At 61.8% G+C, this 14803-nt stretch carries 12 protein-coding genes; 4 read left to right on the forward strand and 8 right to left on the reverse strand.

Going from position 1 to position 14803, the window contains the following annotated elements; genetic code table 11:
- The first annotated feature begins 101 nt into the window (after positions 1-101).
- Positions 102-2216 carry a methyl-accepting chemotaxis protein gene (locus LCW13_RS08305; protein ID WP_225348127.1) on the forward strand — a complete coding sequence of 705 codons (2115 nt, stop codon included), beginning with the start codon at positions 102-104 and terminating at the stop codon, positions 2214-2216.
- Between the two features lie 320 nt (positions 2217-2536).
- A complete protein-coding gene (locus LCW13_RS08310; RefSeq protein ID WP_225348039.1) occupies positions 2537-4669 on the forward strand; it encodes a methyl-accepting chemotaxis protein in 2133 nt (710 codons plus the stop codon).
- A gap of 110 nt (positions 4670-4779) precedes the next feature.
- Here LCW13_RS08310 and LCW13_RS08315 read toward each other — a convergent pair whose 3' ends face one another.
- Positions 4780-5424 carry a TetR/AcrR family transcriptional regulator gene (locus tag LCW13_RS08315; protein WP_153635693.1) on the reverse strand — a complete coding sequence of 215 codons (645 nt, stop codon included), beginning with the start codon at positions 5422-5424 and terminating at the stop codon, positions 4780-4782.
- A gap of 229 nt (positions 5425-5653) precedes the next feature.
- Between LCW13_RS08315 and LCW13_RS08320 the strand changes: the two genes are divergently transcribed.
- Positions 5654-7750, forward strand: coding sequence for an NADH:flavin oxidoreductase (locus LCW13_RS08320; protein ID WP_225348040.1), 2097 nt, complete (start codon positions 5654-5656; stop codon positions 7748-7750).
- Positions 7751-7827: 77 nt separating this feature from the next.
- On the opposite strand, the gene sodX is transcribed toward LCW13_RS08320, so the two are convergent.
- From sodX to LCW13_RS08345, 5 genes are all read right to left on the reverse strand, one after another.
- A complete protein-coding gene (gene sodX / locus LCW13_RS08325) occupies positions 7828-8124 on the reverse strand; it encodes a nickel-type superoxide dismutase maturation protease (RefSeq protein ID WP_225348041.1) in 297 nt (98 codons plus the stop codon).
- Positions 8125-8182: 58 nt separating this feature from the next.
- On the reverse strand, positions 8183-8683 hold the full coding sequence (gene sodN / locus LCW13_RS08330; protein WP_225348042.1) for a superoxide dismutase, Ni: 501 nt from the start codon (positions 8681-8683) through the stop codon (positions 8183-8185).
- A 2-nt stretch (positions 8684-8685) separates the two neighbouring features.
- Complete coding sequence (locus LCW13_RS08335; protein ID WP_192838218.1) at positions 8686-8895, reverse strand: hypothetical protein; 210 nt, start codon at positions 8893-8895, stop codon at positions 8686-8688.
- A 25-nt stretch (positions 8896-8920) separates the two neighbouring features.
- Entirely contained in the window at positions 8921-9340 is a 420-nt protein-coding gene (locus LCW13_RS08340; protein WP_225348043.1) for a hypothetical protein, read from the reverse strand.
- Between the two features lie 214 nt (positions 9341-9554).
- On the reverse strand, positions 9555-10247 hold the full coding sequence (locus LCW13_RS08345; protein WP_225348044.1) for a hypothetical protein: 693 nt from the start codon (positions 10245-10247) through the stop codon (positions 9555-9557).
- 924 nt (positions 10248-11171) lie between these two features.
- Between LCW13_RS08345 and LCW13_RS08350 the strand changes: the two genes are divergently transcribed.
- The gene (locus LCW13_RS08350) at positions 11172-11636 is read left to right on the forward strand and encodes an NADPH-dependent FMN reductase (protein ID WP_225348045.1); all 465 of its coding nucleotides are present in this window, start codon (positions 11172-11174) and stop codon (positions 11634-11636) included.
- Between the two features lie 113 nt (positions 11637-11749).
- Here LCW13_RS08350 and LCW13_RS08355 read toward each other — a convergent pair whose 3' ends face one another.
- Entirely contained in the window at positions 11750-12790 is a 1041-nt protein-coding gene (locus LCW13_RS08355) for a type II asparaginase (RefSeq protein ID WP_225348046.1), read from the reverse strand.
- A 248-nt stretch (positions 12791-13038) separates the two neighbouring features.
- Positions 13039-14754, reverse strand: coding sequence for a gamma-glutamyltransferase family protein (locus LCW13_RS08360; RefSeq protein WP_225348047.1), 1716 nt, complete (start codon positions 14752-14754; stop codon positions 13039-13041).
- Positions 14755-14803: the final 49 nt, after the last annotated feature.

Here is a 14803-nt window from a genome sequence, read left to right on the forward strand (position 1 = left end):
CTCGTCAGCACCCACTCGTCAGCAGCGACGCTACAGTTCTGAGTCCGGTGGCCGATAGACGTGATACTTCTCTCATGGATCGATCGGGGTATCGCGTAGTGATGACAATAAAAAAGCGTCTGGCCCGCGCCAGTGTCGGCAGCAAGCTCGCCTTGCTGGTATTGCTGTTGATGATGGCGGCCTTCACGGCGCTGGGCCTGGTGTTCTCGACGGCCAGCAAGATGCAGGTAGAAGAGGGCAGCGAACGCGCTCTCGCTCAGCAGCAGCAACAGATCACCAACACCATCGAGCTGTTCGACACGACCATGCAGTCCAGCGTGACGCGCATGCTCAATGCCTTCCTGGCGACCATTCCTGACAACTTCACGCTGATCGAAGACCGACGTCTGCCGATCGGCGAGCGCGATGCGCCGGCGCTGCTCAATGCCGGCTTCATGCTCAACAATCAATCCGGTTATCTGGCCGATTTCGCCAATCGCACCGGTGCGCCGGTCAGCTTCTTCGTGCGCGATGGTGAGGATTTCGTGCGCATTGCCACCACCCTCAAGACCGAAGATGGCTCAAGCCTGCTCGGGCTGACGCTGAGTGGTGGGGTCAAGGATGCGCTGAATGCCGGCCAGCCCTATACCGGCATGCTCTATCTAGCGGGCCGTCACTACATGACGCGCTATCGCCCGATCACCGACTTCAATGACAACCTCATCGGGGCCTCGTTCATCGGGGTGGATGTCGGCGAGCAGATCGATGAGCTGTATGCCACCATCACCAATATCCAGTTGCATGAGAAGGACTTCAGTCTGGTGGCGAGCACGGCGCCGGGCCAGCAGGGCAAGGTGCTGACGACGGGGCAGTGGCAGGGCCGCTCGCTGATGGACTTCAAGAATGCGCAGGGCGAGCCGGCCTTCGCGCCGCTCTTCGCCGCCCACAGCGGTCAGATCGATTACCGCCTGGCGGGCGAAGACAGTGACCGTATCACCAGCTTCCAGCACTATCCGGCCTGGGACTGGGTGGTGGCGACCACGATCGACAAGCAGGAAGTGACGGCGGGCATCACGCAGGTCCGCAATCAGGTCTTCGGGCTGGCACTGCTGTTGGCGCTGGCCGTGGCCGGCATCCTCTACTTCCTCGAGCGTCGTCTGATCAGTCGTCCGCTGGATGCGCTGGTGTCACTGGCTCAGGCATTGGCGCGGGGCGATCTGTCTCAACGCATCACCAGTCAGCGTCAGGATGAGATCGGCAAGCTGACCGCGGCCATGAACAGTGTCGGCGAGGACCTGAGTCGAGTGGTGGGTCAGGTGCGGGGCACCACGGGCGCCGTCAATCAGGCCGCCGGCGAGATTGCCCAGGGCAACGAGGAGCTTTCAGCACGCACCGAGCAGTCCGCCTCCAGCCTGCAGGAAACCTCGGCCTCGATGGAGGAGATCACCACCACCGTGCAGCACAGTGCTGACTCTGCCCAGCAGGCCAGCCAGCTGGTCAATTCGACCTCCGAGCAGGCGCGCCGCGGCAATGATGACATGCGCAAGGCGCAGGCGAGCATGGAAGATATCAACCGCTCTGCCGAGCGCATCAGCGAGATCATCAGCCTGATCGATGGCATCGCCTTCCAGACCAACATCCTGGCGCTGAATGCCTCGGTGGAAGCGGCGCGGGCCGGTGAGCATGGGCGTGGCTTCGCGGTGGTCGCGCAGGAAGTGCGCACCCTGGCGACGCGCTCGAGTGATGCATCCCGCGAGATTCGCGGCCTGATCGACGAGTCGATCTCGCACACTCAGCAGGGCGTGGCGCAGGTGAAGGATGCCAGTCAGGCGATGGCCGAGATTCTTTCCAGTGTCGAGCGCGTCAACGACATGATCGCCGAGATCAGTGCTGGCGCACGTGAACAGAGTGCTGGCGTCGGCCAGGTGAATACCGCGGTCAGCGAGCTGGATGCGATGACGCAGCAGAACACCACCCTGGTCAATCAGGTCAGTGGCGCGGCGCGCAGCATGAGTGCTCAGGCCCAGGCACTGGAGCAGCTGATGGCAGGCTTCAAGGTGGCAGGCACTCAAGACATGGCAAATCCGTCCATGGCGCGCCAATCCGTGTCGCATCAGTCCATGTCGCACATGAACACTCAGCCGATGGCGGATGGCGAGCAGTCTGCCTTCCCGCCGCCGGCAACCGCCGCACGCGGATCCCAGCGTCGCGAAGAGGAGGAGTGGGAAGCCTTCTGAGCGCGCGGCCCTGAGCCAAGAGCTTGATCGAGCGCCATTGAACACAGCTAGCCGTTGACGTTTCTGCCAAGCCCTTGCCGACTGTCGTCGGTGAGGGCTTTTTCGTGGCCAGGGCTCATGTGACCCACGTTCATGTGATCAACGCTCATGTGGCCAACGCCCGCCACTGATATCAGCACCATATAAACATGTCATCTTGATGACGGTTGGTGGTGTTTTTTGCTGTCTGCTGAAAAAGATGAATTCTTTTTTCTGGCCCTTCAGTTAAGTCAACGTTGGTCGATAGTCGGTGAACTTCCACCACACCGGGTACCCGCGGTATGACTTCACTCAGACAGCGTCTGGCGCATGCCAGCGTCGGCAGCAAGTTGGCGCTATTGATCCTGATCCTCATGATGGCAGCGTTTCTGACGCTGGGACTGGTGTTCTCGAGCGCCAGCGCACGCCAGGTTGAAGGAGACATGGAGATTGCCCTCAAGCAGCAACAGCGTCAGGTCACCCAGATGCTCAGCTTGTTCGATACCTCGATGCAGGCGAGTGTCACACGCATGCTGAGCGCATTCCTGGCCACGATTCCCGACAGTTTCAGTCTCGATGACAGTCGCAGACTGAAAGCTGGTGAGCGTCTGGTACCGGTGCTGCGCAATGCCGGCATCATGCAGAACAGCCAGCCGCTGTATCTGGACAACTTCACCCAGAGGACCGGCGCCCCTGTCAGTCTGTTCGTGCGCGATGGCGATGACTTCGTCGGCATTTCCACCTCGTTGCAGAATACCGATGGTTCACGGATGCTCGGCTTCGCTCTGGAGGGCAAGGTACTGGCTGCGCTGCGCAATGGTCAGTCCTACAGCGGCTTGCTGAATCTGGCAGACAAGCATTACATGACGCGTTATCAGCCCATCGAGGACGAGGCGGGAAACATCGTGGGTGCCTCCTTCATCGGGGTGGATATCGGCGCTCAGATCCAGGAGCTCTACACCACGATCACCAACGTGAAATGGCATGAGGGAGATTTCAGTCTGCTGGCAAGCACTGCCGCCGCGAGCCCTGGCCGGGTACTGGCTGGCGACCAGTGGCAGGGGACTTCATTGCTTGATGTCCGTGACGACCAGGGGCGTCAGATCTTCGCGAAGTTGCTCGATCAGCCCCAGGGCCAGATGGAATATCGCCTGCCCGGAGAGACGGGCACCAAGGTCACGCGCTTCGAACAATACCCGGCGTGGGACTGGGTAGTGGCGACCACGGTCGACAAGCAGGCCATCACCGCCGATATCATCCATCTGCGCAACCTGGTGCTCGGCCTGTCGTTGCTGTTGGCAATGGCGGTGGCGGGCCTGCTGTACTGGTTGGAACGTCGCTTGATCAGTCGTCCGCTGGATGCGCTGGTATCACTGGCTCAGGCATTGGCGCGGGGCGATCTGTCCCAGCGCATCACCAGTCAGCGTCAGGATGAGATCGGCAAGCTGACCGCGGCCATGAACAGCGTCGGAGAGGATCTGAGTCGAGTGGTCGGTCAGGTGCGGGGCACCACGGGCGCCGTCAATCAGGCCGCCGGCGAGATTGCCCAGGGCAACGAGGAGCTTTCGGCGCGCACCGAGCAGTCCGCCTCCAGCCTGCAGGAAACCTCGGCCTCGATGGAGGAGATCACCACCACCGTGCAGCACAGTGCCGATTCCGCCCAGCAGGCCAGCCAGCTGGTCAATTCGACCTCCGAGCAGGCCCGCCGCGGCAATGACGACATGCGCAAGGCGCAGGCGAGCATGGAAGACATCAATCGTTCCGCCGAGCGCATCAGCGAGATCATCAGTCTGATCGATGGCATCGCCTTCCAGACCAACATCCTGGCGCTGAATGCCTCGGTGGAAGCGGCGCGGGCCGGTGAACATGGGCGTGGCTTTGCGGTGGTCGCGCAGGAAGTGCGCACCCTGGCGACGCGCTCCAGTGATGCATCCCGCGAGATTCGCGGCCTGATTGACGAGTCGATCTCGCACACGCAGCAGGGCGTGGCGCAGGTGAAGGACGCCAGTCAGGCGATGGCCGAGATTCTTTCCAGTGTCGAGCGCGTCAACGACATGATCGCCGAGATCAGTGCCGGCGCGCGTGAACAGAGTGCCGGCGTCGGCCAGGTGAATACCGCGGTCAGCGAGCTGGATGCGATGACGCAGCAGAACACCACCCTGGTCAATCAGGTCAGTGGTGCGGCGCGCAGCATGAGTGCCCAGGCCCAGGCACTGGAGCAGCTGATGGCAGGCTTCAAGGTGGCGGGTGGGCAGACCATGACAACACACGCCATGTCGCATCAGTCCATGTCGCATCAGTCCATGTCGCATCAGTCCATGTCGCACATGAACACTCAGCCGATGGCGGATGGCGAGCAGTCTGCCTTCCCGCCGCCGGCAACCGCCGCGCGCGGCTCCCAGCGTCGTGAAGAGGAGGAGTGGGAAGCCTTCTGAGCGCGCGGCCCTGGGCCAAGAGCTTGATCGAGCGCCAGTGAACGTGACAGCTAGCCGTTGATGTTTCTGCCAAGCCCTTGCCGACTGCCGTCGGTGAGGGCTTTGTCCTTTCAGGCTGGGTGTCGGGCCGCGAAGCGTGCCAGCTCCTGAGGCTCGCAGCGCTCGCCGACGAAGACCTCGACATACTCGGCGACGCGGCTGATGCGCTCGCTGACGCTTTCCTGAGTGCGCATCGACAGATAGCCGATCTGGGTCAGGTAGGTGGTGCGTGCCCGCACGTTGGCGAGTTGCTCGGGCTGGCCGTAGCGCATCAGCATGCTGGTCAGCGCTTGAATGCGTGCCTGATCGGCGCGGGCGACGGCAGCGGCGACCTCCGCGTTCTGAGAGGCCCAGTTGCGGATCGCCAGCTCGAAGCGTGAATCGAACAGTGACGCATCCAGCCAGCAGTCGAAGACATTGAGCATGGCTTCCACCACCGTGGCGGCGTATTGCTCGCAGCGCCCGATCAGGCCGGCGGTATTGTGAGCATCCCAGCGCGCGAGCAGCGCGGTGAGCAGGGCGTCGCGGTCCTTGAAGCTCCAGTAGAAGCTGGTGCGTGACAGACCCAGCGTCTTGGCCAGTGTCAGGACGCGCACCGAATCCACGCCGCCCAGCAACAGCTGCTGATAGGCGGCTTCCAGCCAGTCCTCGGCCTTGCCGCGCCCGGCAGCCTGGGCGCCGTCACTTGCCGGGGGGACGCTTGGGGACTCTGGCATGGGCGGTCTCCTGAAAGGCGGGGGTTGGTGGGGCTCATGTGAGGTCGATCGCGCGATGACAGCATGAGCATGCTGTTTGCGACAGCGACGAGTCTGGCTGCGTCAGGCGGGCGAGAACGGCGTGTCCGGCGACGCATGGTCTGAAGCCTAGGACTATAGTCAGCACATGTACACAGGTGCACGCAATAAAGACACCCCTGTTCTCGCTGTCTGCTCATCAGGAGGCCACATGGCTCAGGACCCGCTGCTCACGCCGTTCACGCTCAAGCATCTGACCCTCAAGAATCGCTTGATGATGACCTCCCACGAGCCTGCCTATCCGGAAGATGGCATGCCCAAGGCGCGTTACCGCGCCTATCACGAGGAGCGTGCGCGTGCCGGCATCGCCCTGACCATGACGGCGGGCTCTGCCTCGGTGGCGAAGGACAGCCCGCCGGTGTTCAACAACATCCTGGCGTATCGCGATGAGGTGGTGCCGTGGCTCAGCGAGCTGACCGATGCCTGTCACGAGCATGGCACCGCGGTGATGATCCAGCTCACCCACCTGGGGCGCCGTACGCGTTGGGACAAGGCCGACTGGCTGCCGGCGGTCTCGGCGTCCCATCGTCGTGAGGCGGCGCACCGCGCCTTTCCCAAGCGGGTCGAGGACTGGGATATCGCACGGCTGATCCAGGACTACGCCGACGCCGCCGAGCGCATGCAGGCAGCCGGCCTCGACGGTATCGAGCTGCAGGCCTATGGCCATCTGATGGACCAGTTCTGGTCGCCGCTCACCAATACCCTGGAGGGCCCCTACGGCGGCAGTCTCGAGAATCGACTGCGCTTCACCATGGAAGTGTTGAGCGCCATTCGCGCACGGGTGGGCAGCGAGTTCATCGTCGGCGTTCGCTACACCGGAGATGAGTGTCTGAGTGGCGGGCTTGATGCCAGCGATGGCCTGGAAGTCTCGCGTCTGCTGCGCGATAGCGGTCAGGTCGATTTTCTCAATGTGGTGCGCGGCCATATCGATACCGATGCGGGCCTCACCGATGTCATCCCGATCCAGGGCATGGCCAGTGCGCCGCATCTCGACTTCGCCGGACAGATTCGCGAAGCGATGGATTTCCCGACCTTCCACGGCGCCAAGATTCAGGACATCGCCACCGCGCGTCACGCCATCGCCACTGGCAAGGTCGACATGGTCGGCATGACACGCGCCCACATGGCGGACCCGCACATCGTGCGCAAGCTGATGGCCGGGCAGGAGGAGACCATCCGCCCCTGTGTCGGGGCCAACTATTGTCTCGATCGCATCTATCAGGGCGGCTCCGCCTACTGCATCCATAACGCTGCGACCGGGCGGGAGCTGGAGCAACCGCATGACATCACGCCTGCCGAGATCACCCGCAAGGTCGTGATCATCGGCGCGGGCCCGGCAGGGCTGGAGGCCGCACGCGTCGCCGGTGAGCGCGGCCATCAGGTGGTGGTGCTGGAAGCGGCGGACCAGCCGGGTGGCCAGATTCGCCTCACCGCCCAGAGCGAGCGGCGACGCGAGATGATCGGCATCATCGATTGGCGCATCAGTCGCTGTGAGGCGCTCGGCGTCGAGATGCGCTACAACGTCTTCGCTGAGGCCGAGGATGTGCTGGCGGAGCAACCCGATGTCGTCATCGTGGCCACCGGTGGCTATCCCGAGGAAGACATGCCCCAGGTCGGCAGTGAGCTGGTCGTCTCCAGCTGGGACATTCTCTCGGGCCATGTCACGCCTGGCCGCAACGTGCTGCTGTTTGATGACGCGGGAGATCACGCTGCGCTTCAGGCCGCCGAGATGATCGCCAACTCCGGTGCCAGGCTCGAGATGATGACGCCAGATCGCACCTTCGCGCCGGAAATCATGGCCATGAACCTGGTGCCCTACATGCGCAGCCTGCAACGTCTCGCCGTCACCTTCACGCCGACCTATCGCCTCGGCAGCGTCACGCGCAGTGAGGATGGCCAGCTGATCGCCCATATCGGCAGTGATTATCTGGATGACGCCGTGGCGCAGGGCAAGGGCACCGGTGCCTACGCGGATCAGCGCCTCGTCGATCAGGTAGTGGTCAACTACGGCGCCCGCCCGATGGAAGATCTCTACTTCGAACTCAAGCCTCACTCACGCAATGGCGGGGCAGTGGACTACGACGCCCTGATCGCAGGCCTCGCCCAACCGGTGGACGGCCCGAATCCGGAACACACCGAGCGCGCAGCAGAGGGCAGCTTCCAGCTCTATCGCATCGGCGACGCCGTCGCGACCCGCAATACCCATGCGGCGATCCATGACGCGCTGAGGCTGATGAAGGTGGTGTGAGGGTGGGGCAGAGAAGGGGGGCCACTGCAGAGACATGACACGGGCTGGGCAAGTCTCACAGGGTGTCGTGAAAAGTCTCACATAGTGCTTTGAAAAATGGATCGAATTACCCGCCCCTGGATCCACTCGCGCCTCATCAAGCCCATCTTGTCAGTAGAGGTACTGTCAGGATGGGTGCCTTCCAGCCAGAGCATGCCGTCTGGCTGTATCGCGCGGATGCGCTTGATGATGCGTCCGAACTGGGGATGCTGTGCCACCACGATATCGCCGATACGATAGCGCGATTTCCAGCGTTTCAGCGTCACGACATAATCTCCCGGCGCAAGGCCGGGAGACATGCTGAGTCCATTGACGCGATAGAGTCCGATGGGCATCCGTTCACTCTTGATCAATTCACTCTTCATCAGTTCTTAGGCGCATCATGTCGTTGCCTCAATCCAGCTTCGGATAGACGACAGTTTCAGACGGCGGATACGGGCAGGTTGCGGTAAAGGTCGTGACACCCTTGGTATCCCAGAACGCCGCCGCGAATTCATTGATGAGGGTCAGCAGCTTCTCGCCCTTGTCGCGTTCGATGCCTTGTTTACAGGCAGAACCAGCCAACATGATGCTGTGGACCAGCGCATCGATGTCGGGATAGGCATCACGCTGCGGTTGCTTGATGTAATCGCCCCAGATGATGCGAATCTCATGCTTGGCTTTCTCGGCGTGGCTTTCCTTCTGCTCCACCAAGCGCGCCAACAAGGCCTGGTCTGCCAGCGTCAGGCTGTCCTTCTGGCCCAGCTCATTGATGAGGTCCATGAAGCGAATCACGCTGAGTGCGGCGATCTGCGCAGCAGACGGATCGTAGATCTTGCAGGGAATGTCACAGTGCGCGGAAGCCGCAGGGACTGATACCAGGCGGTCAATGCCGCGAAGCAGGGCGTGAATCATGCTCAATCCTCCTTTTGCTGAGTGTTCTGGCGCTTGTGACGCGACTGACGAATGACGAAGAACGCGGTACCGATGACGGCTGCGATGGCGCCATAGAACAGGGTGTGAACGAGCGGGCTGCTCCAGTCACTGTGGTCATGTCCCGGGTGGGCCAGGGCCGTATTGGCGGCGGTCAGCAACAGCAGTCCGCTCGCGGTGAGGATTTTCTTCATGCCGTATCTCCTGTGAGGGTGAGAGTCAGTGATGGACCCGCGTCGTGGAGTGTCCCGCGGGGTTCGCCTGGTGAGTCCGTCGCGTGGTAACGCCGAGCCATTGCACGGTGTTCATGATCTCCATGCGTACCTGGCCGCTGCCGCGCAGCAAGGCCTGTTGATGGGCATGGCACAGACCCGGGGCGGAGAGCGCATGGGAGAGGCGCGCATGGGCAGCCTGCAGGGCGCGCATCGCTTGCGGGTGTTGGTCCTGGGCGCGGTAGAGCTCCGCCAGATTCTGGTAGCTAACGACCAGTGCCGCGACGCCGCCATCCGGGTCTGCACAGGGCATCAGAAAGATGTCGGCAAAATGGCAGGCGCTGAGATAGTGCTGCTCTGCCATGGTGTAGTCGCCCTGTTCGAACAACGCATTGCCTGCCTGTGTTTCACGCTTCCATTCGTCCATGAGGCCCTCCCGTGATCGGATACCGTCTTCTTAAGCAAATCGCCATGATTATGATAATCATTATCATTCAATAGTGGTGCAAAGCCTCAGCGACTGCAAGAGGGAATGGTAAATCGGGGGAGGCGGCTTGGCCCCGGGTAATGCGCGCAAGCTCAGACGCGAGCTGTCAGCACACAGACTGGCGGGCGACGCGGTGCTGGTGAGCGTTCTAGGTTCAGAGCGGTTGGCTTGCGAGGCTCGGGCCCGGCGAGAGCGAGGTGGCGTCTGGTGAGAGTTCCGCTGGCTGTGGCGCTTGCTCGGGCGAGGAATAGCGCTGTTTCGCCGTGCGCATGATGGTCTCCATGCTGGCATACACCATGTAGAGATCTCCCAGGTTCTTGTCAGTCCTGAGCGTGGCATCGTGCAGTGGCGCCAGGCCGAAACGCTTGAAGATCTTCATGTTGGCGCGTTTGCACAAGGCCAGGATGCCATCGCCTTTTCGGGATCTGACATGACGTGCCGCAGCAGCCATCAGCAGATTGCCATGGGCGAATCGCTTGGCCTCCGGGGCCATCACCAGCCAGCTGAACTCATAGATGGCGCCCTCCGGGATGGACACCGCATCGCTGTCATCGAAGAGCGTGCGCGACTCGAGACTCCCGGGGGTGACGCGAATGCTGCCCAGTAGGGTGTCGTGCTGGGTGTCCATCAGGCAGATATGCTGGCTGTTGCTGTCGATCACATCATCGTGATCACTATGCTTCTGTAGGTAAGCCTTCGAGGCGCTGTGGTGGTCTTCACGTAGCGTGCGCACCTGGCGGAAGAGCGGATGATTGCGACCAAAGAAAGACACTGTCTCTCGATGGGTCTGATGCGTGAAAGAAGCGGTGAACTGCTGGATGACGGCAACGTCCTGATTGTCTTGCATTCCCTTTCTGTCTCCTCGTGTCATGAGGTTGGTTAGTTTTCTCATGCTTTTAGGATGGCAAAGCTAACACTTAATTAGTTTTAATGAATGTTTGTTGCAGCATCATGACGCAGAGTTGGCTGTGGCGAAGATGGCCCAGACAGCATGATTGTCAGCGCGCCGACGAAATGAAACCGACGTGGCGGATGATGTCAGCATGTCACGATAAACTCGATATGGGCGGCTAACATGAAGCGAAAAGAGATGAAACTGCGCTTTACCGCATTGCCTGGGACTGACTTGTAGATGGCCTTGAGGCCTTGGCCCCCTCAAGATACGAGAGCGGTATTGTCATGAAAATGGAGGGGCTGCTGACGCAACGCCAAGGACTCCGCCACGCTACCTTCGCAGAGGGGTATCAGTCTCCAATTGCAGGTGCTGAGGGTGATATGGTTCATGCCAGCAGGTCATGCACCTGCGGGGATTGGAAGGGTGCAGGCGCAGCAATCAAGGAAAGAATGGGGAAGACGGTAAAGCCGCCAGGCAAGAAATTCATGGCTGGAAATTCATGGCGGGGAATGCACGGCTGTGAATGCAAATTCATGATCTGCGTCAGGCGCAGTATGAAGATTGATGCAGTGTCTTGCGACACAGTGCATCGGTGTTCAGAGTTCGGGATAAGATGCAATGCAAGAGCGAATATCGAGCACAGGAATCCACGCCATGGGGCTCGCAACAAGGAGAGAACAATGGCACTGAAGATTCTGGTCTTTCTGGGGTCGGTGCGGACCAGCACACCCCCCGCACCTGCACGTCTTGGGGAAAGGGTTGCCAGGTGCTGCGTCGCACAGCTCGAGGAAAGTGGCCATGAGGCGGTGCTGATCGATCCACTCGATTACGATCTGGCAGACCCCTTCAAGCCGCTGTTTTCCTATGCGCAGCGCAATGCCCCCCCAGGACTTGCTCAATCTCGCCCAGCAGATCGAAGCGGCGGATGGGTACGTGATGGTCAGCCCCGAGTACAACCATTCCATGAGTCCGGCGTTGGCCAATCTTCTGAATCACTTCGGCAGCTCGCTTTACTCCTACAAGCCCTCTGTGATCGCGACCTATTCCGCAGGACAGTGGGGCGGGGTACGCGCAGCAGTCAACATGCGCACCTTCCTCTCGGAGCTGGGCTGCTTGCCGGTCTCGGCGATGATTCACGTGCCTCGAGCGCAGGAAGTACTCAATGAAGATGGCGGCTACGCCGAGAATCAGGATGCCCGGGGATGGGGCGGCTATCTCGAGCGCGCCTTCGAACAACTTGCCTGGTGGGCGAATGCCGCCAGGCGTTATCACGAGAGCGAAGACGGTGAGAAGCGCCCCGTCGCCTTCACGCGCAGCCCCTCGCAGCGCAACGCGCCTTGAAGGGGCGATAGCGTTCCACGCCTCGACAAATGAGTGACGCAGCAAAAAGGGACTGCCTGAGCAGTCCCTTTTTGCATTGATAGTCAGTCACGTTTCGTCATGTGACTGCCGGCTCACTCGAAGTAGCCACGCACCTTGTCCATGTCATCGGTCTCCGTCAGCGCCAGCGAGAGCAGAATGCGCGCCTTCTGAGGATTGAGGGCGCCACTGCCGATGCCTTCTTCCTTGGCACTGACGATACCATTGCCGGTACGGGTGCTGCGCACGACCGGGATGCCATCCGCCATGGCCTGCTTGACCAGCGGCTTGACGGTCTCCGGAATCGAGCCATTGCCGCTGCCGGCGATCACGATGCCCTTGGCACCGTTGTCGAGGGCGGCGGTGAATAGCGCCGGGTCCATGTCCTGGTGGGCGTAGATGATATCGACCTTCGGCAAGCCATCGAGGGATGTCACGTCAAAGTGAGGCTTGTCGGTCGGTGTCGCCGGTGTGTAATAGAAGTGCGGCTTGCCGCTGATGAAGGCACCGAGGTAACCCTGCTCGGTCGCCTTGAAGGTGTCCATCATGATGGCATTGGTCTTGGTGGTGTAATACGCCGAGCCGATGCGGTCGTTGAGCACGATCATCGCCCCACGTCCCTCCGCACCTTCATCGGCTGCCAGGGTAACCGCCTCCAGCAGATTGAAGGGGCCATCGGCGCTGATGGCAGTCGCCGGACGCATGGCGCCGACCATTACCACCGGCTTGTCACTGTCGACGGTGAGATCCAGGAAGAAGCCGGTCTCCTCCAGCGTGTCGGTACCGTGGGTGATGACCACGCCGTGGGTGGCGTCCGTCGCGAGCTCTTCATTGATCGCCTTCGACAGCTTGAGCAGGATTTCCTGATCGATATTGCTGCTGCCGGTGTTGGCGATCTGTTCACCGGTCACCTCGGCGACATCGGCCAGTTCTGGTACGGCGTCCAGCAGCGCTTGCACCCCCAGGCTGCCGGATTTGTAGTTGGTGGTGTCCGTGGAGGAGGCAGAGCTACCCGCAATCGTGCCGCCGGTGGCATAGATCTTCACTCCCGGGTGTTCCGCGGCGTTGGCCTGAATGCCATAGGCCAGAGAACAGGCGGCGATCGAGATGGCAGCTACAAGGCGGCGGGGAGTCATGAAGTCAGCTGTTGTCATTGTGGTGAGTCGCTCTGTCGTTGTTATGAGGGCAAAAGAAGGTCGTGTCTCAATCTTTCATTATTCATGAATAAGGAATATCTAAATTTAAAAGGTCAGTTCTCCTTGTCATCTTGTGTGGCGATTGATGCTCAGCATGGGCGGAGGCGGGAGTCAGACGGAAGGCTTCATCCCCCATCGAGTCAAGCAAGAAGCCGGCCAGTTCGTGACATGACACTGGCCGGTTTTCATCACGTCAGCGCCGCACCACCATCACTGCGCGGGTCGTGGGCTGCCTCGACCTGCCCATCCGGGTGGCGCATCACGGCACCGGCGTGCCCCAGGGTGTCGCTGAAGGCCTCATCGAGGACTTCCACTTCATGGCCCATGGCTGCGAGTGTCTGAGCCATTTCGCCCGCGAGGCGCGATTCGAGCTTGAGGCTGGTGCTGACATCGCCCCAGGTACGGCCGAGCAGCCAGCGCGGCGCGCTGACTGCGGCCTGCAATGACATGCCGTGGCGGGCGATGCGCGTGAAGACAGCCGCCTGAGTCTGCGGCTGGCCTTCACCGCCCATGGTGCCGAAGGCCATCACGCGGCCATCATCGAAGCAGGCCAGTGATGGATTGAGGGTATGGAAGGGCTTGCGGCCCGGTGCCAGGCTGCGCAGTCTGTCCGGCGCCAGATCGAACGCCAGCCCACGGTTCTGCCACATCACGCCGCTGCTGGGCAGCACCATGCCACTGCCGAACTCCCAATAGACGCTCTGGATGAAGCTGACGGTGGTGCCGTCACTGTCCGTCGCGCCCATCCAAATGGTGTCGCCCTCGGCGGGCTCGTGCGGCCAGCCAAGCGCGGACTGCATGTCGATCATCTCGGCCTGGCGGGCGAGGGCCTCCGGGGAGAGCTGTGCCTGTTGCGTGGCGATGCTGCCTTCGAGGCTATCCTCGAGCGCCCCCTCGATGCATTCCGGCGAGGTAATCAGGCTGTCGCGTACCAGGAAGGCGCGCTTGGTGGCTTCGATCAGCGCATGCAGGTGACGCGGGGTGTTGGCGTCCGCTTCGCTGATGCCATGCGTCGCGCTCAATGCATCGTAGAGCCCCAGAATCATCAGCGTCGCGAGGCCCTGGGTCGGGGCGGGCAGGTTGTATACCTCACTGTCACGCAGGCGGACCTTGAGCGGCGTGACGCGCTGGGCGCGATAGCCGTTGAGGTCTGCCAGGCGCAGCGGGCTGCCGGCGGCTTCCAGCTCCTGTGCCATGCGCGTGGCAAGTTCACCACGATAGAAGTCATCGAGTCCGGCATCTGCCAGACGCGAGAGCGTTGCGGCCAGCGCCGGCTGACGCAGTCGCGCGCCTTCTTCCAGCGCGATCGGCTCACCTGACTCACTCTGACCCAGATAGCGCTCAGCGAAGCCGGGCTGCTGCGAGAGCACGGCCAGGTGTTTTTCGCTGAGTGCCTTCTGGCTGGCGCTGACGGCCACGCCCTCATTGGCATGCCGGATGGCATGGCCCAAAAGTGTCGAAAGCCCCAGGGGCGAGCGCTCATCCGCCGAGGTCTCGGCAGAGAAGGCCAGCGCCTCCTGCCAGCCGCCGATGGTGCCGGCCACCGTCAAGGCCGACAGCGGTCCGCGGGTCGGGATGCTGCTGCCGTTGGCCAGAGGAGCAGCCCCCTCACTGTCAGCCGCATAGCCATGGCCGTGCTCGGCATAGAACTCGCGGCTGGCAAGCCCTGCCGCCGGGCCACAGGCATCGATCGCCAGCGGCGCCAGCCCCGGCCGCTTGATCAGCCAGAAGCCGTCACCGCCGATGCCGTTCATGTGGGGGTAGACCACCGCGATGGTCGCTGCCATCGCGACCATTGCCTCGATGGCGTTGCCACCATCGCGCAGGATATCGCGGCCCGCTTGCGCCGCCAGATGATGGGGCGCGGCGCAGGCGCCGCCAAAACCACGTCGGGTATGAATCATGGCGTCTTGCTCCTGAGGATTCCGTTGTTGTTATTGAGCGTCCAGTGTG

Origin of the sequence: Cobetia amphilecti, assembly GCF_020217465.1 — a bacterium.
GTDB lineage: Bacteria > Pseudomonadota > Gammaproteobacteria > Pseudomonadales > Halomonadaceae > Cobetia > Cobetia amphilecti.